The 26361-nt window shown below is 63.5% G+C and carries 25 protein-coding genes; 12 read left to right on the top strand and 13 right to left on the bottom strand.

Annotation, left to right across the window (positions count from 1 at the left end; all coding sequences use genetic code 11):
* Positions 1–108 precede the first annotated feature (108 nt).
* Entirely contained in the window at positions 109–885 is a 777-nt protein-coding gene (locus V1294_RS35515) for a protein phosphatase CheZ (protein WP_334485295.1), read from the bottom strand.
* A 307-nt stretch (positions 886–1192) separates the two neighbouring features.
* Here V1294_RS35515 and V1294_RS35510 point away from each other — a divergent pair, with 307 nt between their 5' ends.
* A complete protein-coding gene (locus V1294_RS35510) occupies positions 1193–1981 on the top strand; it encodes a L,D-transpeptidase (protein ID WP_334503833.1) in 789 nt (262 codons plus the stop codon).
* Positions 1982–2137: 156 nt separating this feature from the next.
* Here the strand turns inward: V1294_RS35510 and V1294_RS35505 are convergent, their stop codons facing one another.
* The 7 genes from V1294_RS35505 to V1294_RS35475 all read right to left on the bottom strand — a co-directional run bounded on the left by V1294_RS35505 (position 2138) and on the right by V1294_RS35475 (position 9725).
* Positions 2138–3487 carry an IS5 family transposase gene (locus tag V1294_RS35505; protein WP_334495671.1) on the bottom strand — a complete coding sequence of 450 codons (1350 nt, stop codon included), beginning with the start codon at positions 3485–3487 and terminating at the stop codon, positions 2138–2140.
* A gap of 242 nt (positions 3488–3729) precedes the next feature.
* Positions 3730–4581 carry a DUF2076 domain-containing protein gene (locus tag V1294_RS35500; RefSeq protein ID WP_334503831.1) on the bottom strand — a complete coding sequence of 284 codons (852 nt, stop codon included), beginning with the start codon at positions 4579–4581 and terminating at the stop codon, positions 3730–3732.
* 129 nt (positions 4582–4710) lie between these two features.
* Positions 4711–5553, bottom strand: a complete 843-nt coding sequence (locus V1294_RS35495; protein ID WP_334503829.1) for a ChbG/HpnK family deacetylase — start codon at positions 5551–5553, stop codon at positions 4711–4713.
* Complete coding sequence (locus tag V1294_RS35490; protein ID WP_334485286.1) at positions 5550–6593, bottom strand: glycosyltransferase family 2 protein; 1044 nt, start codon at positions 6591–6593, stop codon at positions 5550–5552. The genes V1294_RS35495 and V1294_RS35490 overlap by 4 nt, the downstream gene beginning before the upstream one ends.
* A gap of 75 nt (positions 6594–6668) precedes the next feature.
* Positions 6669–7646: an ATP phosphoribosyltransferase gene (hisG, locus tag V1294_RS35485; protein WP_334503827.1), complete on the bottom strand. Its 978-nt coding sequence runs from the start codon at positions 7644–7646 to the stop codon at positions 6669–6671.
* Positions 7643–8803 carry an ATP phosphoribosyltransferase regulatory subunit gene (locus tag V1294_RS35480; protein ID WP_334503825.1) on the bottom strand — a complete coding sequence of 387 codons (1161 nt, stop codon included), beginning with the start codon at positions 8801–8803 and terminating at the stop codon, positions 7643–7645. The genes hisG and V1294_RS35480 overlap by 4 nt, the downstream gene beginning before the upstream one ends.
* Positions 8804–8948: 145 nt before the next feature.
* The gene (locus tag V1294_RS35475; protein ID WP_334503823.1) at positions 8949–9725 is read right to left on the bottom strand and encodes a 16S rRNA (uracil(1498)-N(3))-methyltransferase; all 777 of its coding nucleotides are present in this window, start codon (positions 9723–9725) and stop codon (positions 8949–8951) included.
* Positions 9726–9931: 206 nt separating this feature from the next.
* Between V1294_RS35475 and V1294_RS35470 the strand changes: the two genes are divergently transcribed.
* Together V1294_RS35470 and ubiA are read left to right on the top strand one after the other, a co-directional pair.
* The gene (locus V1294_RS35470) at positions 9932–10588 is read left to right on the top strand and encodes a hypothetical protein (RefSeq protein WP_334489968.1); all 657 of its coding nucleotides are present in this window, start codon (positions 9932–9934) and stop codon (positions 10586–10588) included.
* A gap of 10 nt (positions 10589–10598) precedes the next feature.
* A complete protein-coding gene (gene ubiA, locus V1294_RS35465; RefSeq protein WP_334503821.1) occupies positions 10599–11549 on the top strand; it encodes a 4-hydroxybenzoate octaprenyltransferase in 951 nt (316 codons plus the stop codon).
* An 11-nt stretch (positions 11550–11560) separates the two neighbouring features.
* Here the strand turns inward: ubiA and V1294_RS35460 are convergent, their stop codons facing one another.
* From V1294_RS35460 to V1294_RS35450, 3 genes are all read right to left on the bottom strand, one after another.
* On the bottom strand, positions 11561–15085 hold the full coding sequence (locus V1294_RS35460) for a tetratricopeptide repeat protein (protein WP_334503819.1): 3525 nt from the start codon (positions 15083–15085) through the stop codon (positions 11561–11563).
* A gap of 223 nt (positions 15086–15308) precedes the next feature.
* Positions 15309–15836, bottom strand: coding sequence for a DUF6101 family protein (locus tag V1294_RS35455; RefSeq protein ID WP_334485278.1), 528 nt, complete (start codon positions 15834–15836; stop codon positions 15309–15311).
* Positions 15837–15923: 87 nt separating this feature from the next.
* The gene (locus tag V1294_RS35450; RefSeq protein WP_334490282.1) at positions 15924–16172 is read right to left on the bottom strand and encodes a hypothetical protein; all 249 of its coding nucleotides are present in this window, start codon (positions 16170–16172) and stop codon (positions 15924–15926) included.
* On the opposite strand from V1294_RS35450, the gene V1294_RS35445 reads away from it, so the two are divergent.
* The 6 genes from V1294_RS35445 (at position 16123) to lpxK (ending at position 21693) form a co-directional block, all read left to right on the top strand.
* Positions 16123–17526, top strand: coding sequence for a TldD/PmbA family protein (locus V1294_RS35445; RefSeq protein WP_244608497.1), 1404 nt, complete (start codon positions 16123–16125; stop codon positions 17524–17526). The genes V1294_RS35450 and V1294_RS35445 overlap by 50 nt on opposite strands.
* Positions 17513–18322 (top strand): 3'(2'),5'-bisphosphate nucleotidase CysQ, encoded by an 810-nt coding sequence (locus V1294_RS35440; protein WP_334485274.1) that lies wholly within the window; start codon positions 17513–17515, stop codon positions 18320–18322. The genes V1294_RS35445 and V1294_RS35440 overlap by 14 nt, the downstream gene beginning before the upstream one ends.
* Positions 18323–18415: 93 nt before the next feature.
* On the top strand, positions 18416–18664 hold the full coding sequence (locus V1294_RS35435) for a DUF4170 domain-containing protein (RefSeq protein ID WP_108519953.1): 249 nt from the start codon (positions 18416–18418) through the stop codon (positions 18662–18664).
* 12 nt (positions 18665–18676) lie between these two features.
* On the top strand, positions 18677–19390 hold the full coding sequence (locus tag V1294_RS35430) for a lysophospholipid acyltransferase family protein (RefSeq protein WP_334485272.1): 714 nt from the start codon (positions 18677–18679) through the stop codon (positions 19388–19390).
* Entirely contained in the window at positions 19383–20687 is a 1305-nt protein-coding gene (locus V1294_RS35425) for a 3-deoxy-D-manno-octulosonic acid transferase (protein ID WP_334503817.1), read from the top strand. Before V1294_RS35430 ends, V1294_RS35425 begins: the two co-directional genes overlap by 8 nt.
* The gene (lpxK, locus tag V1294_RS35420) at positions 20680–21693 is read left to right on the top strand and encodes a tetraacyldisaccharide 4'-kinase (protein ID WP_334503815.1); all 1014 of its coding nucleotides are present in this window, start codon (positions 20680–20682) and stop codon (positions 21691–21693) included. Before V1294_RS35425 ends, lpxK begins: the two co-directional genes overlap by 8 nt.
* A 92-nt stretch (positions 21694–21785) precedes the next feature.
* Here lpxK and V1294_RS35415 read toward each other — a convergent pair whose 3' ends face one another.
* Positions 21786–22013, bottom strand: a complete 228-nt coding sequence (locus V1294_RS35415) for a DUF2093 domain-containing protein (protein WP_334503813.1) — start codon at positions 22011–22013, stop codon at positions 21786–21788.
* A gap of 185 nt (positions 22014–22198) precedes the next feature.
* Here V1294_RS35415 and V1294_RS35410 point away from each other — a divergent pair, with 185 nt between their 5' ends.
* Complete coding sequence (locus V1294_RS35410; protein ID WP_334503811.1) at positions 22199–23032, top strand: dienelactone hydrolase family protein; 834 nt, start codon at positions 22199–22201, stop codon at positions 23030–23032.
* On the opposite strand, the gene xseA is transcribed toward V1294_RS35410, so the two are convergent.
* A complete protein-coding gene (xseA, locus tag V1294_RS35405; RefSeq protein WP_334503809.1) occupies positions 23029–24651 on the bottom strand; it encodes an exodeoxyribonuclease VII large subunit in 1623 nt (540 codons plus the stop codon). The two genes, V1294_RS35410 and xseA, sit on opposite strands and share 4 nt — an antisense overlap.
* A gap of 135 nt (positions 24652–24786) precedes the next feature.
* Between xseA and V1294_RS35400 the strand changes: the two genes are divergently transcribed.
* Both V1294_RS35400 and V1294_RS35395 read left to right on the top strand, forming a co-directional pair.
* A complete protein-coding gene (locus V1294_RS35400) occupies positions 24787–25797 on the top strand; it encodes an alpha/beta hydrolase (protein ID WP_334503807.1) in 1011 nt (336 codons plus the stop codon).
* Between the two features lie 14 nt (positions 25798–25811).
* Entirely contained in the window at positions 25812–26360 is a 549-nt protein-coding gene (locus V1294_RS35395) for a hypothetical protein (RefSeq protein ID WP_334503806.1), read from the top strand.
* The last annotated feature ends 1 nt before the right edge of the window (position 26361 follow it).

Genomic DNA, 26361 nt, shown 5'->3' with positions numbered 1-26361 from the left:
ATCTGAGGTCTGGTGCTAACGCACCATCCCGGAATGACCGCGCAAAAATCAACAAAAAACGCCGGCATCTAGCCGGCGTTTTTATTTAGTCTGCGTTAACCAGTCCGATCAATCGAACAGCGCGTCGATGTCGTTCTGCGAGGCGTGACCGTCGTCGCCGTCCAGCTTCGGGCCGTTCAGCAGCTTGGCGTCGCCTTCGCGGGTATCGACGATCGGCGGGGCGTGCGCCTTGATGGCATCGACGCCACCCCAGATTTCCATCATCTCGATGATGTGCTTTTCGATGAATTTCATCGTCGTCATCACCTTGCTGATGCGCTGGCCCGTCAAGTCCTGGAAATTGCAGGCCTCGAAGATCGCGACGACGCGTTCCTGGATTTCCTCGCTGAGCAGCTTTTGCTGGTCGGGCGAGATGTTCTTGGATAATGCGGTGGCGGCCTGGTCGATCGCCTCGACGGCCTCGAGAATCTGCTGGGTGGCCTGTTCAGTGCCGCCGACGACGGCGCCGAGCTCGCCATTGACCTTGGCCATTTCCTGGCCGTCAAAGCTGTTGCCGTGCAGGGTGGCGATTTCGCGCTTGGTGCGGTTGATGGCGTCGTGAATGAGATCGAGCTCGACTTTCAGCTTCGCGCACTGCTCGATCTGGGCGCGGTAGGTTTCCAGCAACGCGTGGGCATCCGCGGTCTCGCGTGCGATATCCGTGGCGACAGTCGAACCGTCGCGGGTGTGGCCGAAGCCCGCCATCTGTGCGCGGATCGCGCGCAGCTCGGCCATGATCTCACGATGCATCGGACCGATCTCGCCGCCTTCGGCGGCAGGCATCATAATTGGCGCGTCGCCCAGAAGGGCTTGTTCAATACGAAAACGCTTGCGATTGACCGACATGAGTTTTTCCCACCCCTTCACTTCCGTGTGTGTTCTAGACCGATGCGATTTAACGTGAGGTTCACGCCGGAACGCGTCATGGTAGCGGTTTGCCCGCGGCCGCATACCAACGATTAACCATGAGGGGCGGCGTTCATGCAAAATAAACGCTAGCGGGCAAATCAGCGCGCGATTGCCGAAATGGTGAATCGAAACGGCCGATCTGTTTACCAAACCGATTAGGTTTTGATTTGTATTGATCGCGTGCAGCGGTGCTCGTCGCGCCGCTGCCGCCAACCCGCAATGACGATCAGTACAGAGTACGTCGATGTCCGGAAAAATCTCCCTTGCGCTCCTTGCGAGCGCGTCTTGCCTTTGCTTCTCCAGTGAGGCTTTTGCGATCGACGCCTCGCCAATTGCCGAACCCGCCGTGATATACGCCCGCGAGCCCGCGCCGGTGCGCATGGCTGCTGCCGAACGCGCCAACATGGGCGGCGGCTTCATCGAATTCCTGTTCGGCGACCTGCCGCAGGACGGGCGCTATCAGCAACAGCCGGCCTATCAGACGCAGCCCGATTACGGCTATGGCGGGCGGCGCGCGTTGCTGCCGCCGATGGATCCGCAGCAGTCGATGCGCGGGGAGGAGGAGATCGACCCCGCACAACGTCCGCTCGATCCGAAATACGAAAAGCAGGTAGTCGAGTATTACGGCAAGGAAAGCGCAGGGACCATCGTGATCGACACCCCGAACAAGTTCCTGTTCCTGGTGCAGGGCGACGGCAAGGCGCTGCGCTACGGCGTCGGCGTCGGCCGCCCCGGCTTCACCTGGTCAGGCGTCAAGACCGTCTCCGCGAAGAAGGAATGGCCGGCCTGGACGCCGCCGCCGGAGATGCTGGCGCGGCGCCCCGATCTGCCGCGGTACATGGAAGGCGGCCCGCAAAATCCGCTCGGCGCGCGCGCGATGTATCTGGGTTCGTCGCTCTATCGCATCCACGGCTCCAACGAGCCCTGGACTATCGGCACCAACGTGTCGTCCGGCTGCATCCGTATGCGCAATGAAGACGTCATCGATCTCTACGGCCGCGTCGGCGTCGGCGCCAGGGTCGTGGTGATCTGATTGTTTTGATCGTAGCCCGGATGGAGCGAAGCGAAATCCGGGATTGTCTCAGTACAACGACTGTCCCGGATTGCGCGGAGCCTGTCATCGGGCGCGCATTCGCGCGACCCGTTGGCTCCATCCGGGCTACGATGTCGTCCGTGAAGAATCGGGATTTCAGGCTGGGCTGAGCCGCAATTTGAGGCTGAGCCGAGAGAGGATTTCGAACAGCAGAAAGCTCAGCCACCGGATGAGGCGGCGGAAGTTGTAGCCGACGGCGGCCATGACGGCATTGGTGGCATCGCCCTGGCGATGCCAGAGGTAATTGCGGCCCATGCGGTGCTCGGATTTGAGATGGCCGATGACCGGCTCGACGGCGGAACGCCGTCGGAGCTCGCGCTTGATCTGTGGTGTCACCCGCCGCTTCTGTCCTGAGATGAACACCCTGAACTTGTAATCGGGCGGGGCGTTGTGGCCGCGATAGCCCTTGTCGAGGAGCGCGCGCTCGATGGTGTTGCCGATCAGCTCCTCCATCTCGGGGATGACGGTTGCAAGTGTATGGCCGTCATAGGGGTTGCCGGGCAGCGCCTTCACATGGGTCACGAACTGCCCACCCTTGGCGTGCGCCAGCGTGGTGGCGACCGAGACCTTGACGCCGAACTCGTAAGGTCGGTGCGCCTTGCCCTTGCCGATGCATTCCACCTCCGGCGCGTGCAGCGAGTAGACCTTCGGTCCACGCTGGTGCTGCTTCTGCTCAAGCACGCGTCGCGCCCGTGCCAGCATGCGCTCCAACACGATCCCACCGAGCAAGTCGGCGTTGCCACCAAGTTTGCGGCCGATGTCGCGGATGATACGGCCGAGATAGGTTTTGAGCTTCTTCAAGGCTTTGTTGGCGCGCTTGAACTGCTTGGCGTGGGCATAACGCTGGTGCTTGATCAGCGCGAACTTGCCCACTCTGGCATAGGATTGGCGCAGCTTGACACCATATCGTTTCGCCAGCCGGACCAGGATCTCGCGGGCGCGGTTCAGCAGCCTGGCATCGGTCGGGAACATCACGTTCTTGGGCTGCACCGTCGTGTCGATGATGACCCGATTAAGATCGGCCGGTTTGATCGCCTCGGTCTTGCTGGCCACCGCAAGGCTCTCCTGCAGCAAGGCCTGCAACTTCTCCTCGCCCATGCGTTGCCGCCAGCGCGTCAGCGAGGAGCGGTCGAACATCAGGCGGTGCTGGAAGAACTCCTCGCCGCAGAAGAACTGGTAATAGGGGTTCTCCACCCAGCGCTCGCACAGCACTTCATCGGAGAGGTCGTAGGTGTGCTTGAGGATCGCAAGCCCCGCCATCAGCCGCGTCGGCAATGCCGGCCGGCCGGGCTTGTCCTCGTAGACCGCTCCGAATTTCTGCTCGAGGAAGGGCCAGTCGATCGTCCGCGCCAGCTTCACCAGCGGGTGGCCCATATCGATGATCGCGTCCAGCCGCGAGCGCAGAAGGTCGCTCTGTCCCGTCTCTCGTCGTTCCTTTGGCCGCATCGTCCCCTCCGATGCCACCAAGAGAATCACGACCCCCGATTCGAGGGAAACCAAAAAAACAAAATTGCAAGCTTTCCCGCTATCAAGCCCCAAAAGCTGGCAATCTCAAAAGCCGCCGAGCCAGGAAAATCGACTCCCTCTCAACGGCTTGGGAAATTTTTCACGGCCGACTACGATCCGTCCCAACAAAAAAACGGCCGCCTGATCGGGCGGCCGTTTTGACTTTTCAACTCAGACACCGCTCACGCGTAATCGCCATCACCACCATCGTCGCCGTCGAAGCCGTCGGCATCGTGGTCCATGTCGTCATCGTCATGCGAGGCCTGATCGAAGAAGCCCTGCCGCGAACCGGAATCGTTGTCGTTGCTGTCGGCGCGCTGGCTGGACGAGCCGCGCGAACCGATGTCGTTGATCCCGGCGTCGCGCGCCAGGTCGCCGCCGGACTGGTCGCCCCACGGCCTGCGGTCTTCGATTCCGCCGCTATGGTTGGCCGTGTCGCCGAAGCTTTGGTGGTTGCCGCCGCCGCCCATCATCGAACGGAGGCTGCCGGCCAGCAACGAGCCGCCGACCACGCCGACCGCGGCCGCCGCTGCGGTGCCGAGGAACGAGCCGCCACCGCCGCCGAACGGCGACTGCTGCGGCGGCTGCGCGCCATAGGGCTGGGGCTGGGCATAGGACGGCTGATTATATTGCCCGGGCGGTTGGCTCTGCTGCAGCACCTGGCCCGTGTTCCACGCCGGACGGCTGCCGCCCGAATTGCCGCCCATCTCGGGCGCACGAACGTTGGGTACCGAACCATGTGACGAACCTTGCGGCTGGTTTTGCCCGAAGATCGCATCGCGCATCGAATCGAGGAAGCCGCCGGATTGATTTTGCTGACCTGCTGCCGCTTCCAATTCCTGGATGCGCATGTCGGCGCGCTTCAGCGCTTCGTCCTGCACCAGCGTCGTTTGCACCAGCGCATAGACCGCATTGGGCGCGTTGCGCAGGCCCTGCATGATCGCTGACATCGCCTCCGCATCGCGCGGGGCGTTCTCCAGCTTGGTGAGCCGGTCGAAAAGACCGTCAATCAGTTGGCGTTCTTGCGGTGTCATGGCCCTCTCCCTCGCGTCGGATCGTCGTCAACGCGCCGGAGAGATGTAGGACGAGGTTTGTGTCGCAAGTAGTGGGTGGCCGAATTAAATTTTGGTATGCGACAAAACGCCGGGATTTGTTGAGTCTTATCAACTCAATGTAACTTTATTCGCCGCCAGCAATGCCGGGAATCGATCGCTTGCGAGATACGCATGTTCCGCCTCGCGCTGGGCGGTGAGGGGGTCGAGGCTTTCGAGCGTTTGGTCGACGAATCCAGGGTGGCACATCACGAGCGCGCCATCCGGCAATTCCCGAAGGAACTCACCCATCAGCACCGCGAAATCGGGTTCTTTTGAAAAATCATAGGCGCCGGCGAAGGCGGGATTGAACGGGATGCCGGCACGGGTGGCGCGCTTGCGGAATTGCGCGCTGAGAACGTCGAGCACCAGCGCCTTGGGGGCGCCGAGCAGCCCGACCAGCGGCTTGAGGCGCCCGCCCTGGCGTACCCAGGCGGCGGGGGCGGCTTCCTTCACCGCGCGCAGGAAGGCGTCGCGCACCTGTGGAAAGAGTTGTGCGTGCTGATGGCCGTCTACGAAATCGGGCGCGCAGCCGAACAGCTCCTTGAACGCCGCGAGCTGGGCCAGAAGTTCGTCTTCGATCATTTCAGGGTCGAGCCGCCGCAGCAGGCCCGCGCGCAAGAGATTCGGAAACGGCAGAAACAGGCCGCCGTCGGTGGGGCGGAAGTGCATCGTCAGCGGACGAAACGGCGCGGTCAGCGTCGCATGCAGCCCGATCGCGCAGTGCGGGCTGTTCACCGCGAGATCCTGCAGCGCGGCGACCTCGCTGCGTCCGATCGCTGAGCCTACCACCATCACCGAGGTGGCATTGAGACGGCCGCGGGAGATCAAATCGCGAATGGCGCGGTTGACGCCCTCGGCCAGTCCGTAATCGTCGGCGCACAGCCAGATCCGGCGCAGCGCAGCGTCGTTCATTCGGCGGCGGTCCGTTCGACGCTGGCCGTGGTCTCGCCATCGGCGCGCTTTTCGGAATGCTCGGCGACGAAGTAGATCGGCCGCGCCTTCAGCTCGGAGAGGATCTTGCCGATATATTCGCCGACGATGCCGATCATGATGAGTTGCACGCCGCCGATCGTCATCAGGCCGATCACCAGCGAGGGATAGCCAGGGACCTGCTTGCCGGTGGTCCAGACTTCCCAGAGAATAGTCAGGCCGAACAGGAAGGCGCCGACGGCAAGCAGCACGCCGAACAGGCTCGCAAAGCGCAGCGGCGCCACCGAGAACGACGTCAATCCCTCGATCGACAGCCCCACCAGCCGGCCGGGGCTGAAGGTGGTGACGCCGTGTGCGCGCGGCGCCGGTTCATAATCGACGCGGATCTGGCGGAAGCCGATCCAGCTCGCCAGTCCCTTGAAGAAGCGGTTGCGCTCGGGAAGCTGCCGCAGTGCGGCGGCGGCGCGTGGCGACAGCAGGCGGAAATCGCCGGCGTCCTCGGGGATTTTCTGCCGTGCGCCCCAGTTGATCAGCGCGTAGAAGCCGTGCACCGCCTGGCGGCGCAGGAACGATTCATTGTCGCGATTAGCCTTCGCCGTATAGACGACGTCGTAGCCGTCATCGATCCAGTGCGCGACCAGCTTTTCGACCAGGCTCGGCGGATGCTGGCCGTCACCGTCCATGAACAGGACAGCGCCGCGGCGGGCATGGTCCAGCCCCGCCATCAGCGCCGCTTCCTTGCCGAAATTGCGCGACAGCGACACCACCTGGATGTCGAGCGCATCAGCGTTAAGCGTGCGCGCGATCGCAAGCGTATTGTCGGCGCTGCCGTCGTCGACATAGACCACTTCGCTGGCAAGGCCGAAACGTGCCTTCAGCGTGCGGGCGAGGCCGACCAGCCGCTCGTGCAGCAAAGCGAGCCCTGCCGCCTCGTTGTACAGCGGTACGACGATCGACAGGCCTTGCGCCGCGGCGCTGGCTGCGGTCGTCGACAGGCGGGAAACGTCAGAGCCCAGCGTCATCGATCAGGTCCCAGATCATCCAATCGTATATGTTACCTGCCAGAGTCTGTCGCAACGATGAACGAAACGGCAGCCTCATTGCCGCAAGAACGCCTCGAGCCTGGCAAATAGCGGGTTTTCCCGGTCGAGCACGTAGTCGAGCGAGGCGATCGACACCGTGTCGGCGCCATGCTCACGCAGGAAACTGCCGAGCGCGTAAAGCTGCATCGGCGGGCAGTGCAGCGTGATCATGCCCGACGAGGTCGGTCCGCCGAACGGCGCCACCACGCCAAAACGATTATGCGCCTCCGCCAGCAACGCATCGTTGCAGCCGGCGAAGCGCGTTCGCACCTCGCGATATTTGCTGGCCCGGGCGCGTGCGGCGATGTGGTCGAGGATGACGCGCGCGGTCTCGCGGGCGTCAGCCGACCAGTCGGCATCCTTTGACGCCACGAGGTTGGCCTGGCTGCGCAGGATCACGCCGTCGTCCAGCACCTTGAGACCATTGGCGGCGAGCGTCGCGCCCGTGGTGGTGATGTCGACGATCATCTCGGCGGTGCCGACCGCGGGCGCGCCCTCGGTGGCGCCGGCGCTTTCGACGATGCGGTAATCGACCACGCCGTGGGCGGCGAAGAAGTTGCGCGTCAGGTTGATGTATTTGGTTGCGACCCGCATCCGCCGGTTATGCTTCGCGCGGAAACCGGTCGTGACGTCGTCGAGGTCGGCCATGGTGCGGACGTCGATCCAGGCCTGCGGCACCGCGACCACGACATTGGCGCTGCCGAAGCCGAGATTGTCGATCAGCAGCACGCGCCTGTCGGCATCCGCAATGCTTTCGCGCAACAGGTCCTCGCCGGTGACGCCGAGATGCACCATGCCGCGCGCCAGTTGCGAGGCGATTTCGCTCGCGGAGAGATAGGCGATCTCGACATTGTCGAGGCCGGAAATCGTGCCGCGATAATCGCGCGCGCCGCGCGGTTTCGCCAGCGAGAGCCCCGCGCGCGTGAAAAACGCCTCAGCGTTCTCCTGCAGGCGGCCCTTGGACGGAACGGCGAGAACGAAGGGGGCGGTCATGCGGCGCTCCCCAGCTTCGTCAAAGCCTCGATCCACACCGAGAAGCCGACCGCCGGGATCGGTGCGGGCGAACCGAGCTGCGTCATCAGGCCATCATAGCGACCGCCGGCCACCAGCGGCTCGACGCCGTTGCCTTTGGTGTTTCCTTTGCCGTGCAGTTCGAATTCGAAGCCGGTGTAGTAGTCGAGCCCGCGGCCGAACGAGGTGGAGAACCGCGTCAGCTTCGTGTCGATGCCGCGCGCGGCCATGAAGCCGACGCGGCTTTCGAGCTGGTCGATGGCGGCGGCGAGATCGAGCTTGGCGTCAGCGGCGAGCGCACGCAGTTGCGCCACCGATTCATCGGGATCACCCGCGATCGCGAGGAAGCGCTTGATGATGGCAAGCGCATCGCGCGGCAACGCGCCGCCCTTCAGCGTCGATTGTTCGAGGAAGCGGTCGGCGATTTCGGCGACCGTTCGTCCGCCGACATTGGTGGTGCCGGCGATCGACATCAAATCGGTGACCAGCGCCAGCGCCGCCTTGCGGTCGGAGCCGGCAAGCGCTGCCAGCACGCCCTCATATTCGTTGCGGCCGGGCGAGGTCGCAAGCGTCAGCCGCTCGATGTCCTCGGCGAGGCTGACCTTGCGGTTGAAGTCCTTGATCAGCCGCCGCCGCCATACCGGATAGAGATTGAGCGCGTCGATCAGCGCCGTGAAAAGCGCGACGTCGCCGGTGCGGATGTCGACATCCTTCAATCCGAAAGCTGTGGTCGCTTCCAGCGCCAGCGCCAGCATTTCCGCATCCGCGGCCGCGCGGTCCTGCCGGCCAAAGGATTCGATGCCGGCCTGCAGGAATTCGCTGGGCTGGCCGCCGCGATAGCGGAACACCGGCCCGAGATAGCTGAAGCCCGCGGGCTTTCCGGCGCTGGCAGAGGCGAGATAATCGCGCGCCACCGGAATGGTGAGGTCGGGCCGCAGGCAGAGTTCCTCGCCGGACGCGTCGGTCGTCAGGTAAAGGCTCTTGCGGATGTCCTCGCCGGAAAGGTCGAGGAACGGCTCCGCCGGCTGCAGGATGCCGGGGTGGGCCTGGACGTAGCCGCCTTGTGCAAACGACAATAGCAGGGCGTCCGCCCAGGCGGCGGATCCGGCAGCACCTCTGATGGCGGCGGTCGCGGTCATTTCAGGTCCAACTATCCGGAAAAACCGGGTTCCAGGGTTCGTTTGGGGTTCCCCGGGGTTCCGAGGGGCCTCGTTGGCGCAGGCCTTAGCATGGCCGGGGCGGCGTTTCGACAGGGATTGGCCAACTGAATTAATGGCCGGTGGCTTAACGGTTAGCCTTCCGTTGGCTGGCCCGCGGCCCCTGCCAGTCCCCCAGCACCGTCTGCACCAGCGCCAGCGCGGCGACGCCGGCGGTATCCGCGCGCAGGATGCGGGGGCCCAAAGACAGCCGCAGCGTCCTCGGCTGCCGCAGCAGCAGCGCGCGTTCTTCCCCGGCAAATCCGCCCTCGGGGCCGATCAGAATGTCGATTCCCTCAGTCGCTGATAACCCCTGTTGCAGTGCCTCAATGGGATTGCCGATGTCGGCCGCCTCGTCGCAGAACACCAGCAGGCGGCTGGTTTCGCGCTTTTCGAGAAAACGATCGAGCGCAGCAGGTTCAACAACCTCAGCAAGGCTCAGGATGCCGCATTGCTCGGCGGCTTCGATGACGTTGGCACGCATCCGCTCAACGTTGACCCGCGAAACCTGGGTGTGCCGCGTCAACACCGGCTGCAGCCTTGAGGCCCCCATCTCGACGGCCTTCTGCACCATGTAGTCGAGGCGAGCGTGTTTCAGCGGCGCAAAGACATAGGCGATGTCGGGCAGGCGATCCTGCGGCCGCGTCCGCGCGACGATGGTCAGGCTGTCCGGCCGCTTGCGGCCCTGGATCTGCGCCCGCCATTCGCCGTCGCGGCCGTTGAACACCAGGATCGATTCGCCGGCCGAAAGCCTGAGCACGTTGCCGAGATAATTGCTCTGGTTGCGCTCCAGTTCGATCCGCGCGCCCTCCTGCAAGGGGGCGTCGACGAACAGGCGAGGGGCGCGAAAATCGAGGTCAGGCATGGCGAGGTTTTCCGTTTCCGGGGCGCTTTTAGCCTAAAGCGCTAGAATCCGGAGGCTATTTTTGGCTTTCGGGGGGCCATGCGCCGCGCTGCTGCCCCAATCAACGGGTTGTTAAGCGTCGGCAGGAATCGTAAAAAGCCCGTCGCAGATCTGCGTCGTTCGGAAGACGTTGGGGCTGCCTGACCTTGCCGGAGAACAAACCCTTGATGATCCGCCGCCTGATTGTGCCGCTGACCGCTGTCGTCGTGACCGTTCACGCCGGGCAAGCGCTTGCGCAGAGCGCGTTCCCGGCGCCATTGCCCAACCAGAGCGCGGCACCTGCCGCGGCCTCTCCGTTTCCGCCGGTGAATGGCGCTGCGCCGTCGGCCTCGGTCGGCGCGCCGTCGCCGTTCCCGTCGCAAGGCGCCGCCCCGGTTTCCAGCGGATTCAGTGGGCCGCCGCCACAGGCCAGCGGTGGGGCAGACGCCTGCATGAAAGGGTTCGTTCCCCTGCGCGAGGAAGCCGAAAAGCGCGGCAAGCTGATCAAGGCCGCGAGCGACCGCAAGGCGCCGCCGGACGAGGCCTGCAAGCTGATCGGAAATTTCGGCCAGGCCGAATTGAAGATGATCAAATACGTCGAGACCAACTCGGCCAAATGCGGAATTCCGCCGCAGATCGCCGACCAGCTCAAGAACGGCCACAAGAACACCGAGAAGATGCAGAAGCAGGTCTGCGCCGTCGCGCAGCAGGCGCAGGCGCGGGGACCGGCCGGTCCGAGCCTGAGCGAAGTGCTTGGCTCTTCGGCGGCGCTGCCTGAGGCGCAAGCCGTGAAGAAGGGCGGCAGCACCTTCGATACGCTGAACGGCAACGTTCTCGCGCGATGATCCCGGCTCGATGAGCGACGCGACCACCCGCGTTGCCGATGCCACCGGCAACTGGGTCGATACGCGCGCGCCGTCCTGGTCGCGGCCCTATTTGCGGCTCTCCCGTTTCGACCGTCCGATCGGATCATGGCTGTTGCTGATGCCGTGCTGGTGGTCGGCGGCGCTGGCCGCCGGCATTGCCCGCGACGTCTCGCAATTGCCGCTCGTGATCGTGCTGTTCTTGATCGGCGCCTTTGTCATGCGCGGGGCGGGGTGCGCCTGGAACGACATCACCGACCGCGATCTCGACGCGCGCGTCGAGCGGACGCGGTCGCGGCCATTGCCCGCCGGGCAGATCAGCGTGGCGCAGGCATTTGCCTTCCTTGTCCTGCAGGCGCTGGTCGGACTTCTGGTACTGCTGCAGTTCAACTGGTTTGCGATCATGACCGGCATCGCCTCGCTCGTCATCGTCGCGATCTATCCCTTCATGAAGCGCATCACCTGGTGGCCGCAGGTCGTGCTCGGCCTGGCGTTCTCATGGGGCGCGCTGATGGGATTCGCCGTCACGCTCGGGCGGATCGATCTGACGGCGCTCGCGCTCTACGCCGGCTCAATCGCCTGGGTCATCGGCTACGACACGATCTACGCCCATCAGGACACCGAGGACGATGCGCTGATCGGCATCAAGTCAACGGCGCGCCTGTTCGGCGCGCGCACCCATCGCGCGCTGTCCGTGTTCTATTCGCTGGCAGTGGTCTTGATCGGCGTAGCCCTGGTGCTGGGCGGCGCGCGCTGGCCGGCGTGGATCGGCCTGCTCGCCTTCGCAGCCCATCTGGCCTGGCAGATCAAGCGGCTCAATATCGCCGATCCCGCACTGTGCCTGCGCATCTTCAAGTCCAACCGCGATGCAGGACTGTTGCTGTTCGCGGGGTTGCTCGCCGATGCAGTGATGCGGGCGGGTGTGTACGGGTTTCCGGCCTGACGAAGGCCCGGTCATAGCCAGTTGGGCAGTGGCCGTTCGGCAATAGTCGGACCGAGAATATCGATTGCGGCGGAAAGAAGTGCCTTTGACGATACCGAATCGCCAATCTTTTCGTAAGCTTGTGCAGCACCTAGTAGCGCATAGCCAACAACGGGAGTGCGATCGCCATTCTCGCGTTTGAATATGTCGAGGGCCTTCAAGAAGTAGTCGATGGCTTCCTTAGAGCGCCCCATCCTGAGATAGATGCTAGCCAGGTTAAATGAGTGAAGGCCGACGGCATGGCCGCGTAGGCTGCCGTACTTGGTGGCCACGGCGATAGCGCGGACAAAGCCTGTTTCAGCATTGCCGAAATTGCCCCGCCCGGCATCTATCAGGGCCCGCAGGTGCAGGATCTCCAAATATCCCGGTGTTTGCTCTGCCGGATTGTCCCCGATCAAGCTATTGATGCGCGCCAGGGTTTGTTCGGCCTCCGCATTTCGGCCAACGAATATGTAAAAGCGTCCGAGCTGTGCCAACGCAGCAGTGAGGGCGGGACTGTCAGGTCCGAACGTCTGTTCGAAAACGCCCAACACTCGTTCCCCGAATACAACCGCTTCTGCGGCAGAATCCTGATCGAGGGCGAGCAGAGCCAATTCTTGAAGGGAGGAATTTGCCGCGAGGAGGTGATCCTTTCTCTCCCACATATTTCGGGCGAGATTGATTTCGATTCGCGCATCCTCGAATTGCCCCACCCTGCGAAGAAGCGAGCCGAGAGCAAGATGATCTCGTGCTGCTTGGCCGCTCTCGGGGCCAAACGCTTGCTCATCAATTGTGAGCACGCGACGGACCAGCGAAATTGCTTCTCCTTGACGGCCCGAGCTGCCGAGGATGCCAGCAACGCGAAGCATCGCGACCCCGGTGCTTGCGTGGTTGGGGCCTCGCTTCAGTTCGGTGTTCGCAAGCTCGTCGCGTTGCAAGCGCTCTGCATCGGCGAATTTGCCTTGCGCCCAAAGTGCGCTGACCAGCCAATCAATAGCGTTTCGTCGAGCGGAGTGATCCGGCTCGAACAGCTTTTCGGAAAGATTGAAGGCTGCGCGAACAAATTGCTCGGTATCGGCGAGCTTGCCTCGTGCCCGGGCAACCTCCACTTTACCCTGAAGAACATCAATAGTTAAGGCGTGATCGGGAGGAAGCGTTGCTGCGATGATTTTGGCGGCACGCTCCATACTGGCTTCGGCGTCGTCGAGCTTGCCTTGAACAGCGTCCAACCGTCCCGTGAAGATCCAGTTTCTGGCTACCAAATGGTGTTCTGGCCCGGACGTGCGTTCTTGAATTTGGCGGGCGCGATCCGCCAACTGGCGCGCATCTTCGTATCTTCCAGCCTCGTAGGCCATCTCAGCCGAAGCCAGGATCGATCCCGCTGTCTCGGGACTGTTCGCGCCGGAAACGGCGATTGTGATGGCGAGCGCACGTTCGATATGGGCTTTTGCTGCGAGCCGCTTTCCCGAGCGCTTCAATAGCGGGACCAAATTCATCAGGTCAGCGGCCACGGCTGGACTTCGGGGGCCGATGGCCTGCTCATCGATGGTCAGCGCTTGCTGGTAATGATTGACGGCGTCACTGTCTTGTTCGCGCAGCGCCTCGATCGCAGCGAGTGTTTTGAGCGCACCCCCAAAAACTGGATGGGCGGTTCCCGGCCGGTGCCGATATAGATCGAGGCACCGCCGGATCAGGACGTCGGCTTCGTCGAGCTTGCCTTGCGAGACTAGATTTTGAGAGAGCAGGGCGGAATAAGGCGCAACCTTCAATGAACATGATTCGCCCGCAGGATCGACAATCTCTAAGGCGCGTCGAAGCTTGACCTCCGCGTCCGCGTATCGACCCTTTGAGCCATCGACCGTTGCGATGTTGCCAATGGTTTCGGCCAAAAGAGGACTGGTTGCTGATAGTGCTTTGGTTCGTATCGCAAGTGCCTCTTTCAGCACTACGTCAGCCTTCTCCAGTTGGCTGGTCGACGTGTAAACCACGCCAAGCAAATTCAGTGCAATCGCCCGGTCGAGTTCTGGCTGTTCCAGTGCAAGCGCTCGCAGAAGGGTGGTTTCTGCTTCGGCATGGCGGTTCTCCTTTCCAAAGATCGAGGCGAGTAGGGTCAATCGCTGTCCAACGAACTGCGTTCGTTCGTTGCCAGAAGCTTCTTCTAGCTCGACGGCTTCGCGCAACAATCGCTCCGCATCCGCATACCGTGCTTGTTCGCGGTGCACGATTCCCAGGTAAGCCAATAACGAGGATCGCCAGCCCGTGGCCGGTCTAGCCAATTTCGGTTCAATTTCGATCGCCGATCGGAATATCTGCTCGGCTTCCCGAAATCGTTCCTGCTCGAGCCACAGTGCTCCAATTTCCGTTCGAACACTTACGAGTTGCGGGTCGCTCTTAGCTAGAGCGCGATCGAGCAGGTCAAGCGCCCGCAAAAGGGCGATCTCGGCGTCCATCAAGCGGCCGAGTTGGCGCTGCGCGCGGCCGACGTGCACCAGGACATGACCGAGAGCCACCCCCTCCTGCTTGTTCTCGTCAAACCACGAAATGGCTCGACTGCCAAAAGCAATCGTTTCCGTCGGCTTTTGCAAATTTGCATAAAGCGCCGAAAGGTTGCCAAGTATAGTCGGAATCGCAGAGTCGGCTGGTTCGGCGAGTCTCGAATGATATTCAAGGGCGCGAAGCATAAACGGCTCCGCTTCCGCATAGCGGCCTTGTCGCTCATGGACGAGACCGAGCTGAGCCTGAAGCACACTAAATGCTTTCTCTCCGCCCGGCAGGGCCGGGTCGAATAGTCGGGTGGCTTCGGCGAGTATTGAGGCGGCTTCAGGATAACTGCCCTTGTCGATAAGGCTTTGCGCTTGCCGCGACAGGATGATGCCCAAGGTGAGCTTCGCATTAAGAACTGCCTGTTTATCAGTGTCGCTGACCGCTGGCAGGACGGCCAGTTCCCGACGCGCGACCGCAGCCGCCTTGTCGATGCGATTGGTGTTGAGATAGATATTTCGAAGGTGACCGAGGGATATGCTGAGTTCAGGCGTGACCGGCACCAACTTTTCAGGACCCGCCACCGCACGTTCAAAAAAGACCTCGGCCTCTGCTATCCGATTAAGGGCAAGGTATGCTGATCCTGCGCGCTGCAATGAGCGGTTGATCAGGGGGTGCCCGCTGGGCAACGCCGTTTCGCGCAGCCGCAGGGCTTGTTCCTGAAATGCGAGCGCCGAGTCGTATCGTTTCTGCGCATATGCAATGTCGGCCAGCACTTCATTGAAATGGCTTGCACAAAAGACCTTGACGTCGCCAGCATCGTCGCAGAGCAGAAGTGCTTTCTTCGCTACTATTTCCGCATCGCTCAGATTGGAAGCTCTGAAAAGGGAGAGAACCTGCTCGTTCAGTGCGCGCGTTTCATTTGCCGTATCGGCTGCCGATGCCGGAAAAATAAGGAAGTTGGCAAAAGGTATGACAACTGCTGTGACGAAGGAGGCTGAAAACTTTAATCGGCGGAAGCGCCGTCTGATCTGCACGGCAGTGCCTTCTATCCATGGATGTCCTGATGGTAAGTAACACGTTAGTATTGTTTCGGAAAGAAATACCAACAGCTCCAGCGCGGAGATGGGTCAAGTATCTGCCGAATACCTACCCTTTACCTGTGCAGGGCCTGAACGCTCAATCGGGCTATTCTGCAGTCAAGCCTGCATGCGCGGGTTCGGCAGCCCTTGCGCGGTGCGAACTCGCCTAAAGAAAAATCTAATCCCGTGCGATGATCTCGCGCTCGTCCCGATGAACGGTATCGGTGTTGAGCAGGTTGCCGCCCCGGCGGCGCACCAGAAATTTCGGGCGGCGGGCGCGGATCGCGTTGTGGCGGCGGCGGCGGGCGGCCGGTTCGCTGTTGTCATCTTCTTCCGCCAACAGCGGCAGCGCGAGGATGTCGCTCCACATTTGCCAGGCGGTGGCGATCTCGTCGTGGTCGGAGCTCACGCACAAGGGAATGTTCAGCGAGGGATCGCGATGCGCCAGCACGAGCATCTGCGCGTCGTCGAGACCACGCAGCGCGACGCCGAGAAAGTCGCTGACGCGGACGTTGATCGCCATCCGCATGCCCTTGACGGCACGGTGCAGCACGACACGCTCGCGATGAAGTTCTACCCTCCGCACGCCGCCGTCTGCGCGGGTATCGTGCGCATGGAAGCTAAGCGGCAGAGAAAGAGGGTCGAGCCGCATGACACGGCTCGACCCGGCGGGATTGATCCCGCTTATTGCTGTTTGACGCCTCACGGCTCTCATCTCCCCGCCGGGATTATGTTCCCGGTCGATACGCGAGACCTTAGCGGAAGCGTTTCCGTTTCGCCTTAAAAAGCCTGGTTAAGGAGACGTCACCCGCCCTGGATCTTCCCGCATGATTGACAAGACCTTGGCACGCATGATTGACGAGACCTTGCCCAAATGCCGAAATTGTTTGGCATTTGGCAGCGCAAAATGCTTGAAATCCCCGTGAATCAGGCACATCTGAGGGCCTTGTCGATTTGCGTTCCCGCCCTCTTCAATGTCAGGGATTTTGTTTGTGAACTCTTCACCATCCACCGCTTCGCCGCTTTCGAAGACTTCCGACATGACCTCCGGTCTGTTCGACCAATCGGCACTCTCGACGCTGGCGCAGCGGCTGGTCGAGGCCGCCAAGCGCGCGGGCGCGGACGCCGCGGATGCGGTTGCGGTCCGCGGCGTCTCGCAGGGTGTCGAAGTGCGTGAGGGCCGGGTCGAGGAATCCGAGCGCTCCGAAGGCGACGATGTCGGATTGCGCGTATTGGTCGGGCAACGCCAGGCCGTGGTCTCCACCAACGATATTTCCGGCGATGGCGTCGCAAAACTCGCCGAGCGGGCGGTCGCGATGGCCCGCGTTGCGCCTGACGACAAATATGTCGGTCTCGCCGATCCGTCGCTGCTGGCGCGCGAGTTCGCCGATCTCGATCTGCTCGACCGCGAGGTTCCCTCGACGTCCGAACTGGAACGCCGCGCCTGCGAGGCCGAAGCCGCAGGCATGGCGGTCAAGGGCGTTACCAAATCAGGCGGCGCGTCCGCCTCGAGCGGCATCGGCGGCATGGTGCTGGTGACCTCGACCGGCTTCCACGGCTCCTATTTGCGTTCCAGCCACGGCATCTCGATGACTGCGATATCGGGCGAAGGCACCGGCATGGAGCGCGATTACGATTTCACCTCGGCACCCCATGCGTCCGACCTCGCTTCGCCCGAAAGCGTCGGCCGCAGCGCGGGAGAGCGCACCGTGGCGCGGGCCAATCCGCGCAAGGTCGAAACCTGCAAGGTGCCGGTGGTGTACGATCCCCGGGTGTCGGGATCGCTGGTCGGCCATCTCGTCGGCGCCATCAACGGCGCCTCGATCGCGCGCAAGACCAGCTTTCTGAAAGACCGGATGGGCGAGCAGCTGTTCGCGAAGAACATCCGCATCATCGACGATCCCTTGCGGGTGCGCGGCCTGCGGTCGCAGACCTTCGATGCCGAGGGCGTAAGGGTGAAGAAGATCGCGCTCATCGACGAGGGGGTGCTGACCACGTGGCTGCTCGATTGCGCGACCGCGCGCGAACTCGGGCTGGTCACCACGGGGCATGCCCATCGCGGCGTCTCGTCGTCGCCGTCGCCGGGATCGTATAATCTGCACCTCGAGCCCGGCGAGATGACGCCGAAGCAACTGATCTCTGACATCAAGCAGGGCTTTTACGTCACCGACCTGATCGGCTCCGGCGTCAACGGTGTGACCGGCGATTACAGCCGCGGCGCTTCCGGCTTCTGGATCGAGAACGGCGAGATCACTTACCCCGTTAGCGAGGTGACGATCGCGGGCCATCTGCTGCCGATGTTCAAATCGCTGGTCGCGGCCAACGACCTGGAATTCCGCTACGGCGTCAACGCGCCGACGCTGCGTATCGAGGGCCTGACGCTTGGCGGACGCTGATATCGCCGACGCGATCTGGGCGCGCGATGCCGCGCTGCTGAGGGATACCGTGCGCGAGGCCGGCGCGCTGGCCTTGTCGCTGTTTCGCACCGAACTGAAGAACTGGATCAAGGGCGCCTCATCGCCGGTCTCCGAGGCCGACATCGCCGTCAACGACCTCGTCGAGCGGCGGCTGCGCGCGGCGACGCCGGATTATGGCTGGCTGTCGGAAGAAAGCGTCGATGATGACAGCCGTCTCGGCAAGGAACTGGTCTGGATCGTCGACCCGATCGACGGCACCCGCGCCTATCTTGCCGGCCGCGAGGACTGGTGCGTGAGCGTGGCGCTGGTTGGGGGGTCGGCACCGGTGCTGGGGGCGGTGTTCGCTCCCGCCAGCGACGAATTCTTCTTCGCAGTTCGCGGGCAGGGCACCACGCGCAACGAAAGGCCTGTGCGTGCCGCCGCGGGCCACGAGCTCGATTTTTCCCGCATGGCCGGCCCGAAGCCGCTGGTGCAGCGGCTGAGTTCGTCACCGGATGAGATTACGCTGCATCCGCGGATCGGATCGCTGGCGCTTCGGCTGTGCCGGGTCGCCGACGGCAGCCTCGATGCCGCTTTTGCAGGCGGTCAGAGCCGCGACTGGGATCTTGCCGCGGCGAATTTGATCGTGCAGGAAGCGAATGGTAGAATGACCGCGCTCTCGGGGGATGCGATTGAGTATAATCGCCGGGAAGTGGTGCACGGGGTGCTGGTGGCGGCGGGATACGATCGGCATGCGCGCATTGTCGAGCATTTCCGAAATCGTCCGCTGCCCTGAATCGGTCGAAATCCGTGCCACAGATCATCCCGTCCACGCCGCGATATACGTTGCCGCTCTCGCCTGCCGGGCACCTCGTTAGGAAAGACCATCATGCCAGATAGTGCCCCGCAGCAATTGCTTCATCTCGTCATCGGCGGCGAGTTGACCGATCTCGAACACGTCACGTTCAAGGATCTCGACCAGGTCGATATCGTCGGCGTGTATCCCAACTACGCATCCGCGCTCGCGGCCTGGAAGGCGAAGGCGCAGCAAACCGTGGACAACGCCCACATGCGCTACTTCGTGGTTCACCTCCACCGGCTGCTCGATCCAGGTCAAGACACGAAGTCCTCCAGTTAAGAAGTCCTGCAGTTGAAACGATTCCTTCGCGATTTGCTGCGCAGCAGCTGGGTTCAGCGCGCGCTGGGTGTGCTCGCGGCCGAATATCTGCGGCTGGTCTGGCTGACCAACCGCTTCACCTATGAGCCTGCCGACGTCTATGACATCGTCGAGCCGGAGATGCCGGCCATCTTCGCGTTCTGGCACGGCCAGCATTTGATGACGCCGTTCATCAAGACCAAGGAGAGCTACCGCGCCAAGGTCCTGATTTCGCGGCATCGCGACGGCGAGTTCAACGCCATTGCTGCCGAGCGGCTCGGCATCGGAACCATCCGAGGCTCCGGCGATCATGGCGGCGCCTTTCACCGCAAGGGCGGCGTCGGCGCCTTCAGGGAAATGCTGCAGGCTCTGGAGGACAAGTGGAACGTCGCAACCACCGCCGACGTGCCAAAACGGGCGCGGGTCGTGGGGCTGGGCATCATCATGCTGGCGCGGGAGTCCGGCCGGCCGATCATGCCGTTTGCAATGGTGACCTCCAGGTTCATCCGGTTGAAGAACTGGGACTCTACCACCATCAATTTGCCCTTCGGGCGCGGTGCGGTGGTAGGCATTGAACATGTATACGTGCCGCCGGATGCCGATGCCGAGACTATGGAAAAGCTGCGTCTTCAGGTAGAATCTTATCTGAACGAAGCGACTCGTCGTGCCTATAAGGCCGTCGGGCGTCCGGAGGCCGCTCTTGGCTAATTCGCTGCCGATGACGTTGCGCGTCTACCGGAAACTGTCGTCCGCGATGGTACCGCTGTCACCAGCGTTGATCAGCCGGCGGTTGAAGCTCGGCAAGGAAGATCCGGCGCGGGTCGGCGAGCGCCGCGGTCTGAGCGCCGATATCCGGCCCACCGGGCCGCTGGTGTGGATTCATGGCGCCAGCGTCGGTGAGGTGCTGGCGGCGGCGGCGTTGATCGAGCGGCTGCGGGCCTTGAACCTGCGCATTCTCGTGACGTCTGGCACGGTGACCTCGGCTGCGATCGTCGCCAAGCGGTTCCCCACTGACGTCATCCATCAATATGTGCCCTATGATTCGCCGCGTTACGTCGCGCGTTTTCTCGATCACTGGCGGCCTTCGCTGGCGCTGTTCATCGAATCGGACCTGTGGCCGAACCTGATCCTGTCGAGCGCCGCGCGGCGGCTGCCGATGGTGCTGATCAACGGACGGATGTCTCAGCGCTCGTTTCCGCGCTGGCGCCGGGTCGCGGGGACCATCTCGGCACTGCTTGGCAAGTTCGAAGTCTGCCTGGCGCAATCGCAGACCGATGCGGATCGCTTTGCGACGCTGGGCAGCCGCAATGTCATCGTCACGGGAAATCTCAAGCTCGACGTTCCTGCGCCGCCGGCCGACGGTAACAAACTGGATATGTTGATGTCGATGACGCGCGGCCGCCCGGTGGTGGTCGCGGCCTCCACGCATCCAGGCGAAGAGGAAATCCTGACGGAAACCCATCGCACGCTCGCCGGCTATTTTCCAAAGCTGCTGACCGTGATCGTGCCGCGGCATCCCGATCGCGGCGAGGCCATCGCGCGCATGATCTCAGCTTCCGGCCTCAATCCGACCTTGCGCTCGCACGAGGATTTGCCTACCGCCACGACCGACATCTATGTCGCCGACACCATGGGCGAACTGGGCTTGTTCTACCGGCTGGCGCCGATCGTGTTCATGGGCGGATCGCTGGTCGAGCATGGCGGGCAGAATCCGATCGAGGCGATCAAGCTCGGTGCGTCGGTTATCCACGGCCCCCACGTCTTCAATTTCACCGACGTCTATGAAGCCCTCGATGCCGCCGGCGGTGCGCGGCTGGCCGATACGCAGGAAATGCTGGTCAAGCAGTTCGGGCAGATGCTCGCCGATCCCAAGGCGCGCGAAGCCGTGCTGACTGCGTCCGAGCGCGTGGTCGGGCAGCTCGGCGGCGCGCTGGAGCGGACGCTCTCCGCGCTCGAGCCGTATCTGTTGCAGTTGCGGATCGAGATGGGAGCCGCCAATGCGTGAGCCTGGCTTCTGGCACGGCCCGGCCTCGCTCAATTCGCATCTCCTGAAACCGCTCGCCGCACTCTACGGCGCCATCGCCGCACAGCGCCTGCGGCGCAAGGGATTGAATGCAGGCATTCCGGTGCTCTGTGTCGGCAATTATCACGTCGGCGGCGCCGGCAAGACGCCGACCGTGCTGGCGCTTTCGAAACTGCTGCGCGACCTCGGCGAGACGCCGGTCGTGCTCAGCCGTGGCTATGGCGGGAGGCTGGCTGGGCCGGTCAGGGTCGACCCTGTCAGGCACGCGGCTTCCGATGTCGGCGACGAGCCGCTGATGCTGGCGGGCCATTTGCCGGTCGTGGTGTCGCGCAAGCGCGCGGACGGCGTGCCGCTGGCGCGGTCGCGAGGCGCCACCGTGATCCTGATGGACGACGGCTTTCAGAGCCCCGCGATCGTCAAGGACGCGTCCCTGATCGTGATCGACAGCGAGCGCGGAATAGGCAACAGGCAGGTATTTCCCGCGGGCCCCCTGCGTGCGCCGTTGCAGCCGCAACTGGCGCGCACCGACGCGCTCATCATCGTCGGCAACGGCAGTGCTGCAGAGCAGGTTGCGGCCGAGATCGCGGCGCAAGGCAAGCCGGTGTTATCAGCGCATCTGAAGCCGGATGAGGCGCAGGTCGCGCGGCTTCGGGGGAAGCGCGCGCTGGCGTTTGCCGGCATCGGCGATCCCACCCGATTCTTCAACACGCTGCGAGCCAGCGGCATCGAAGTGGTCGGGCAGCGCGCCTTCGCCGATCATCACCCGTATTCGCAAGCTGAGATCGAAAGCCTGATCGCCGAGGCGAGAGGCGAGGCGCTGACGCTGGTGACGACGGAAAAGGATCTGGCGCGGCTGCGGCACGGCGGCAGCCTGCCGGATTGGGCAAAGCAGATCGTGCCGTTCGGCGTAACGCTCGAATTCGACGACGCGGCGCTGCTGCGGAAGTTCGTCGCTGACCGGCTGTTCAAGGCGCGGGAGAAACCGTAGGGGTGGGCAAGGCGAAGCGTGCCCACCCTTCAAGACAATGCTCGACGATAGATGGTTGGCACGGCGCGATGCGCCTTTGCCCACCCTACGGCTCAGCCCTGAGCCTTCAGCGCGCCGGGAAAATGTCGCTGCAGCACGGCGGTCGGGACCGAATAGGCCTCCTGCAGGTCGACGCTCCAGTACTTCAATTCGTCGAGCGGGATCCGCACGTCGGTGATGGCGCAGCGCACATAGGTTCCTGGCGAGATCACGCGGAAATCGCCGTCCAGATATTGCACCTGCGCTTCGCCATGGCCCGAGGGACCGAATTTATTGAGCACCGTCAAACTCTCCGATTGGCCGCGCACGGGCTGGCCTTAAGTATATTTTCCAAAATTCGATCTATCATAAATAGGTCGTACTGTCCGCCCCGGAAACTGACCTACTTGTGATGATTTTGTGCCGAGGTGCATGATAGCGTGAATTTTAACGTGCCCGCAGCGTCATACCGATCCGACAGAGACCGATGCGCCTGTTGTCCGCAACGCTATTCCTGACGCTCCTTGCGCCGACCTGCACGGCCGGTGCCGCGCAATTGCCGGCCCCGCGCCAGGTCGATATCCCGGCGACCGGTCTGACCCTGCATGCCCAGCTCTACAAGCCTGATGGTGACGGCCCGTTTCCCACCGTGATCGCGCTGCATGGCTGCGGCGGATTGGGCGGGCAGTCCGAGCCGGTGCAGCCGCGCTACCGCGACTGGGCGGAACAGCTGTTGAAGAACGGTCATGCGGTGCTGTTGCCGGACAGTTATGGCTCGCGTGAGCTCGGCCCGCAATGCCGCGACAAGGAGCGCCGCGTGCTCGCCCGCCGCGAGCGGGTGGCTGACGTCAACGCGTCGCGGCAATGGCTGTCGCAGCAACCCTGGGCCGCGCGTGACCGGATCAGCCTGATGGGATGGGCGAACGGCGCCAGCGCGGTTCTATGGACGGTGCGTCCGCAATCGTCGGCGCGCGGTATCGAACCGGACTTCCGCTCGGCCATCGCATTCTATCCGGACTGCCGCATCTCCTCCGGCCTCGGCTGGAGCACGCGGGTGCCGACGCTGCTGCTGATCGGCGCGCAAGACGACGTCAGTTCGCCACAGGCCTGCCGCCAGGTGGTGGAGGAGGCCCGTGGCCGCAGCGCGCTGGCGCAGATCGTGGTCTATCCCGACGCATCCCACGATTTTGACCGCGCCAACCTTCCGCTACGTGCGATCGCAGGCTCCGACGCCGCGTTGCCCGAACGCGGTCATATCGGCACGGATGCGGACGCGCGCAAGGACGCGCAGCGACGCGTCACTGAGTGGCTGGCGCGTTAGAACAGGCTGCCCTGATCAACAGGCTTGATGACGCGCTTCGGCGCCGCCGGCTTCGCCTCATGCGGTGCCGCTTTCGGAGTACCCACGGCGGGCGCCGTGGCCTGCGGCCGATCGGCATCCGCGGTGGCGCCGACGCGGCCGTCGGCGAATTCGATCGACAGATGCGCGCTCGGTCCGATCGCGGCGGCGGCATGCACGGCGTGGCCATGTTCGTCGCGCACCAGGGCAAAGCCGCGCGCGAGCACGCCGCGGTAGGACAGCGCCGCCAACAATTGGCCGCTATGGGCGACCCGCGCGTCGAGGCGCTGCAGAGCGGTCAGAAGCGCGCGGCGGGCGCGCTCGGCCAGCCGTTGCGCACGTTCGCGGTCGCGCGCGATCGCATTGCGTTGCGCCTGGGCGTTGGAGAGTTTTGAGGCCTTCAGCCTAATCTCGAGCCCGGCAAAGCGTTCGCGCCGGTTGCGCAGTAGCGCGCGGGCGGACAGCCGGATGCGTTCGCCCGACACCGTGAGGCGATGATCGGCCTGGGCAACCTGCCCGCGCAAAACCTTCAGCGTCAGGCCGGCGCTCAGATGCGAAAAGCGGCGGTGATGGGCATGCGTATTGGCCTTCAAGCCGCGGGGCAGGGCGGCGCCGAGATGATCCAGCCGCTGCCTGGGGATTGCGAGCAGTTCGCTTAAACTTGGCAGCGCGCGGGCCGCTGCGCGCAATTCGTTGCGGCGGCTCTCCTGCCCGCGCTGCCAGCACACCATCGTGCGCCGCGCCAGACTCTCAACCTCGACGAACAATTCGCTGCGCACCGGAACCGCCATTTCAGCGGCGGCCGTCGGCGTCGGCGCGCGCTTGTCGGCGGCGAAATCGATCAGCGTGATATCGGTTTCGTGGCCGACGGCCGAGATCAGCGGGATCATGCTGTCGGCGGCGGCGCGAACCACAATCTCCTCGTTGAACGACCACAGATCCTCCAGCGAGCCGCCGCCGCGCGCGACGATCAACAGATCCGGCCGCGGAATCTTTCCGGCCTCGGGCAGCGCATTGAAGCCGCGGATGGCGGCGGCCACCTGCTCGGCCGAGCCTTCGCCCTGCACCTTGACCGGCCACACCAGCACGCGGCGGGGAAAGCGGTCCTGCAGCCGGTGCAGGATGTCTCTGATGACCGCACCCGTCGGCGAGGTGACAACGCCGATCACCTCCGGCAGCCACGGCAGCAATTGCTTTCGCGACTCGTCGAACAGGCCCTCGGCGCCGAGTTTCCGCTTGCGCTCCTCCATCAGCGCCATCAGTGCGCCGATGCCGGCGGGCTCGAGCGCCTCGATGACGATCTGGTATTTCGACGAGCCCGGATAGGTCGTGAGCTTGCCGGTCGCGATGACCTCGAGCCCCTCCTGCGGCTTGAACCGCATCCGGGCGTGGGCGAACTTCCAGATCACCGCCTCGATCTTGGCCTTCTCGTCCTTCAGCGCGAAATAGCAGTGGCCCGAGGGTTGCGGCCCGCGGAAGCCGGAGATTTCGCCACGGACGCGGACATGCCCGTAGGCGTCCTCCACCGTCCGTTTCAGGGCGGAGGACAGCTCGGAGACGGTAAATTCGGGCGCGTTGATCAGGTTTTCGGCAGCAGGCATCGGCAACTGATTCGGGCGTTGGAGGTGTTGCCGCAACGTAGGGATTTTTGACCATCCCCGCCAATCCGGCTCTTGTGGAACTCACATACTCTGTGATACAGAGTTCTCTGTATTCCATTCTGGAGAGGCGAGACGATGTTCAAATTCCTGACCCGCGGGTCCGTCAGCCTCCTGAAATGGGTCCTGTGCGGCGTCGGCGTGCTGGCGCTGGTGGTGTTGGCCCTGCTGGCAACCCCGCTGCAGCCGCTGCCGGAGCTGCAAGCGATCTCGCGGGCGCGAGCCAGCGTCGATCTTTCCAGCCTGCCTGCGATTGAGCGGTTCCAGGCCCGCGACGGCACATGGCTCGGCTTCCGCCATTATGGCGCGGGCGCCGCGGCGACGGGGCGCGTGGCGATCGTGATCCACGGATCCTCCGGCTCCAGCGGCAGCACCATCCACGCGCTGTCGCAGGCGCTGGCTGCGCACGGCGTGGAAGCCTTTGCGGTCGATATCCGCGGCCACGGCACGTCAGGCACACGCGGCGATATCGGCTATGTCGGCCAGCTTGAGGACGATCTCGCCGATTTCGTCGCGGTGTTGCGCAACACCGTGCCGTCAGCGCCGCTGACCCTGGTCGGTCATTCGTCCGGCGGCGGCTTTGCGCTGCGCGTGGCCGGCTCGCCGATCCAGAACCTGTTCGAGCGCTTCGTGCTGCTCGCGCCCTATCTCGGCTACGATGCTCCCTCCACCCGGCCGAGTTCCGGCGGCTGGGCTCGCGCCGATATCCCGCGCATCCTCGGGCTGACGGCGCTGCGCGCCATCGGCGTCAACTGCTGTGAGGCGCTGCCGGTGCTGGCGCTCGCGGTGCCGCCGAACTCCGAAAAGACGCTGGTGTCGACCTATACCGACCGGTTGATGCGCAACTTTGCGGTGCGGGGCGATTTCCGCCGCGATCTCGCCGCCGCGACAAAACCGCTCACGATCATCTCCGGCGCCGACGACGAATTGATGTTTTCGGAAAATTATACTGAGGCCGTGCGTGGCGCGAAGGTCGCGGTCGACGTCAGGGTGCTCGACGGCATCAACCACATGGGTATCGTCGCCGCGCCGAAGGCGGTATCCATCGTCGCCGAAGATGTTGCCACGCGCGCCATGGCAGGGTCATAGCGCGGATGGGCAACATGATCGACAGCCAGCAAGCCTCCGAGGCGCTCGACGATATCAATGAGATCGCGCGCCGTGTCCGCCAATCGACGATCTACAGCCTCAGCAGTCAGATGCTGGTTATGTGGGGCGCGCTCGTGTTCGCCGGCAATATCGCATCGTTCCTGTGGCCGCGCACGGGCGGCTATATCTGGCTCGCCGTTGAGGCGGTAGGCATCGTCGGTTCGTTCGCACTCAGCGCCTATAGCTACCCGAATACGCGAATCCGCGCCTTCGATATGCGGATGTTCGCTGCCTATCTGCTGGTCCTCGCCTTCGGCATATTCTGCTGCTGGTTCGGCCGTTTCACCCCGCGCCAGATCGGGACGTTCTGGCCGATCTATTTCATGCTGTTCTACACCATGGTCGGACTGTGGTTTGGCCGTGCCTATGTCGTTGTCGGCGTCGCTATCACCGCACTCACCCTGATCGGTTACTTCTTCATCGGCGACTGGTTCAAGCCGTGGATGGCGGTCGTCAACGGCGGCGGGCTGATGCTTGGCGGCCTGTGGATGCGCCGGAGCTGAC

The sequence above is a fragment of the Bradyrhizobium sp. AZCC 1678 genome (assembly GCF_036924765.1).
Taxonomy (GTDB): domain Bacteria; phylum Pseudomonadota; class Alphaproteobacteria; order Rhizobiales; family Xanthobacteraceae; genus Bradyrhizobium; species Bradyrhizobium algeriense.
The sequence above is the reverse complement of the archived record's forward strand: the minus strand, read 5'-3'. Positions and strand labels throughout refer to the sequence as shown.

What these genes read in the sequence shown, in the direction of transcription:
- V1294_RS35515 (WP_334485295.1), bottom strand. Translation starts at nt 885, where the DNA reads ATGTCGGTCAATCGCAAGCGTTTTCGTATTGAACAAGCCCTTCTGGGC.
- V1294_RS35510 (WP_334503833.1), top strand. Translation starts at nt 1,193, where the DNA reads ATGTCCGGAAAAATCTCCCTTGCGCTCCTTGCGAGCGCGTCTTGCCTT.
- V1294_RS35505 (WP_334495671.1), bottom strand. Translation starts at nt 3,487, where the DNA reads ATGCGGCCAAAGGAACGACGAGAGACGGGACAGAGCGACCTTCTGCGC.
- V1294_RS35500 (WP_334503831.1), bottom strand. Translation starts at nt 4,581, where the DNA reads ATGACACCGCAAGAACGCCAACTGATTGACGGTCTTTTCGACCGGCTC.
- V1294_RS35495 (WP_334503829.1), bottom strand. Translation starts at nt 5,553, where the DNA reads ATGAACGACGCTGCGCTGCGCCGGATCTGGCTGTGCGCCGACGATTAC.
- V1294_RS35490 (WP_334485286.1), bottom strand. Translation starts at nt 6,593, where the DNA reads ATGACGCTGGGCTCTGACGTTTCCCGCCTGTCGACGACCGCAGCCAGC.
- hisG (WP_334503827.1), bottom strand. Translation starts at nt 7,646, where the DNA reads ATGACCGCCCCCTTCGTTCTCGCCGTTCCGTCCAAGGGCCGCCTGCAG.
- V1294_RS35480 (WP_334503825.1), bottom strand. Translation starts at nt 8,803, where the DNA reads ATGACCGCGACCGCCGCCATCAGAGGTGCTGCCGGATCCGCCGCCTGG.
- V1294_RS35475 (WP_334503823.1), bottom strand. Translation starts at nt 9,725, where the DNA reads ATGCCTGACCTCGATTTTCGCGCCCCTCGCCTGTTCGTCGACGCCCCC.
- V1294_RS35470 (WP_334489968.1), top strand. Translation starts at nt 9,932, where the DNA reads ATGATCCGCCGCCTGATTGTGCCGCTGACCGCTGTCGTCGTGACCGTT.
- ubiA (WP_334503821.1), top strand. Translation starts at nt 10,599, where the DNA reads ATGAGCGACGCGACCACCCGCGTTGCCGATGCCACCGGCAACTGGGTC.
- V1294_RS35450 (WP_334490282.1), bottom strand. Translation starts at nt 16,172, where the DNA reads ATGTCGGAAGTCTTCGAAAGCGGCGAAGCGGTGGATGGTGAAGAGTTC.
- V1294_RS35435 (WP_108519953.1), top strand. Translation starts at nt 18,416, where the DNA reads ATGCCAGATAGTGCCCCGCAGCAATTGCTTCATCTCGTCATCGGCGGC.
- lpxK (WP_334503815.1), top strand. Translation starts at nt 20,680, where the DNA reads ATGCGTGAGCCTGGCTTCTGGCACGGCCCGGCCTCGCTCAATTCGCAT.
- V1294_RS35410 (WP_334503811.1), top strand. Translation starts at nt 22,199, where the DNA reads ATGCGCCTGTTGTCCGCAACGCTATTCCTGACGCTCCTTGCGCCGACC.
- xseA (WP_334503809.1), bottom strand. Translation starts at nt 24,651, where the DNA reads ATGCCTGCTGCCGAAAACCTGATCAACGCGCCCGAATTTACCGTCTCC.
- V1294_RS35400 (WP_334503807.1), top strand. Translation starts at nt 24,787, where the DNA reads ATGTTCAAATTCCTGACCCGCGGGTCCGTCAGCCTCCTGAAATGGGTC.
- V1294_RS35395 (WP_334503806.1), top strand. Translation starts at nt 25,812, where the DNA reads ATGATCGACAGCCAGCAAGCCTCCGAGGCGCTCGACGATATCAATGAG.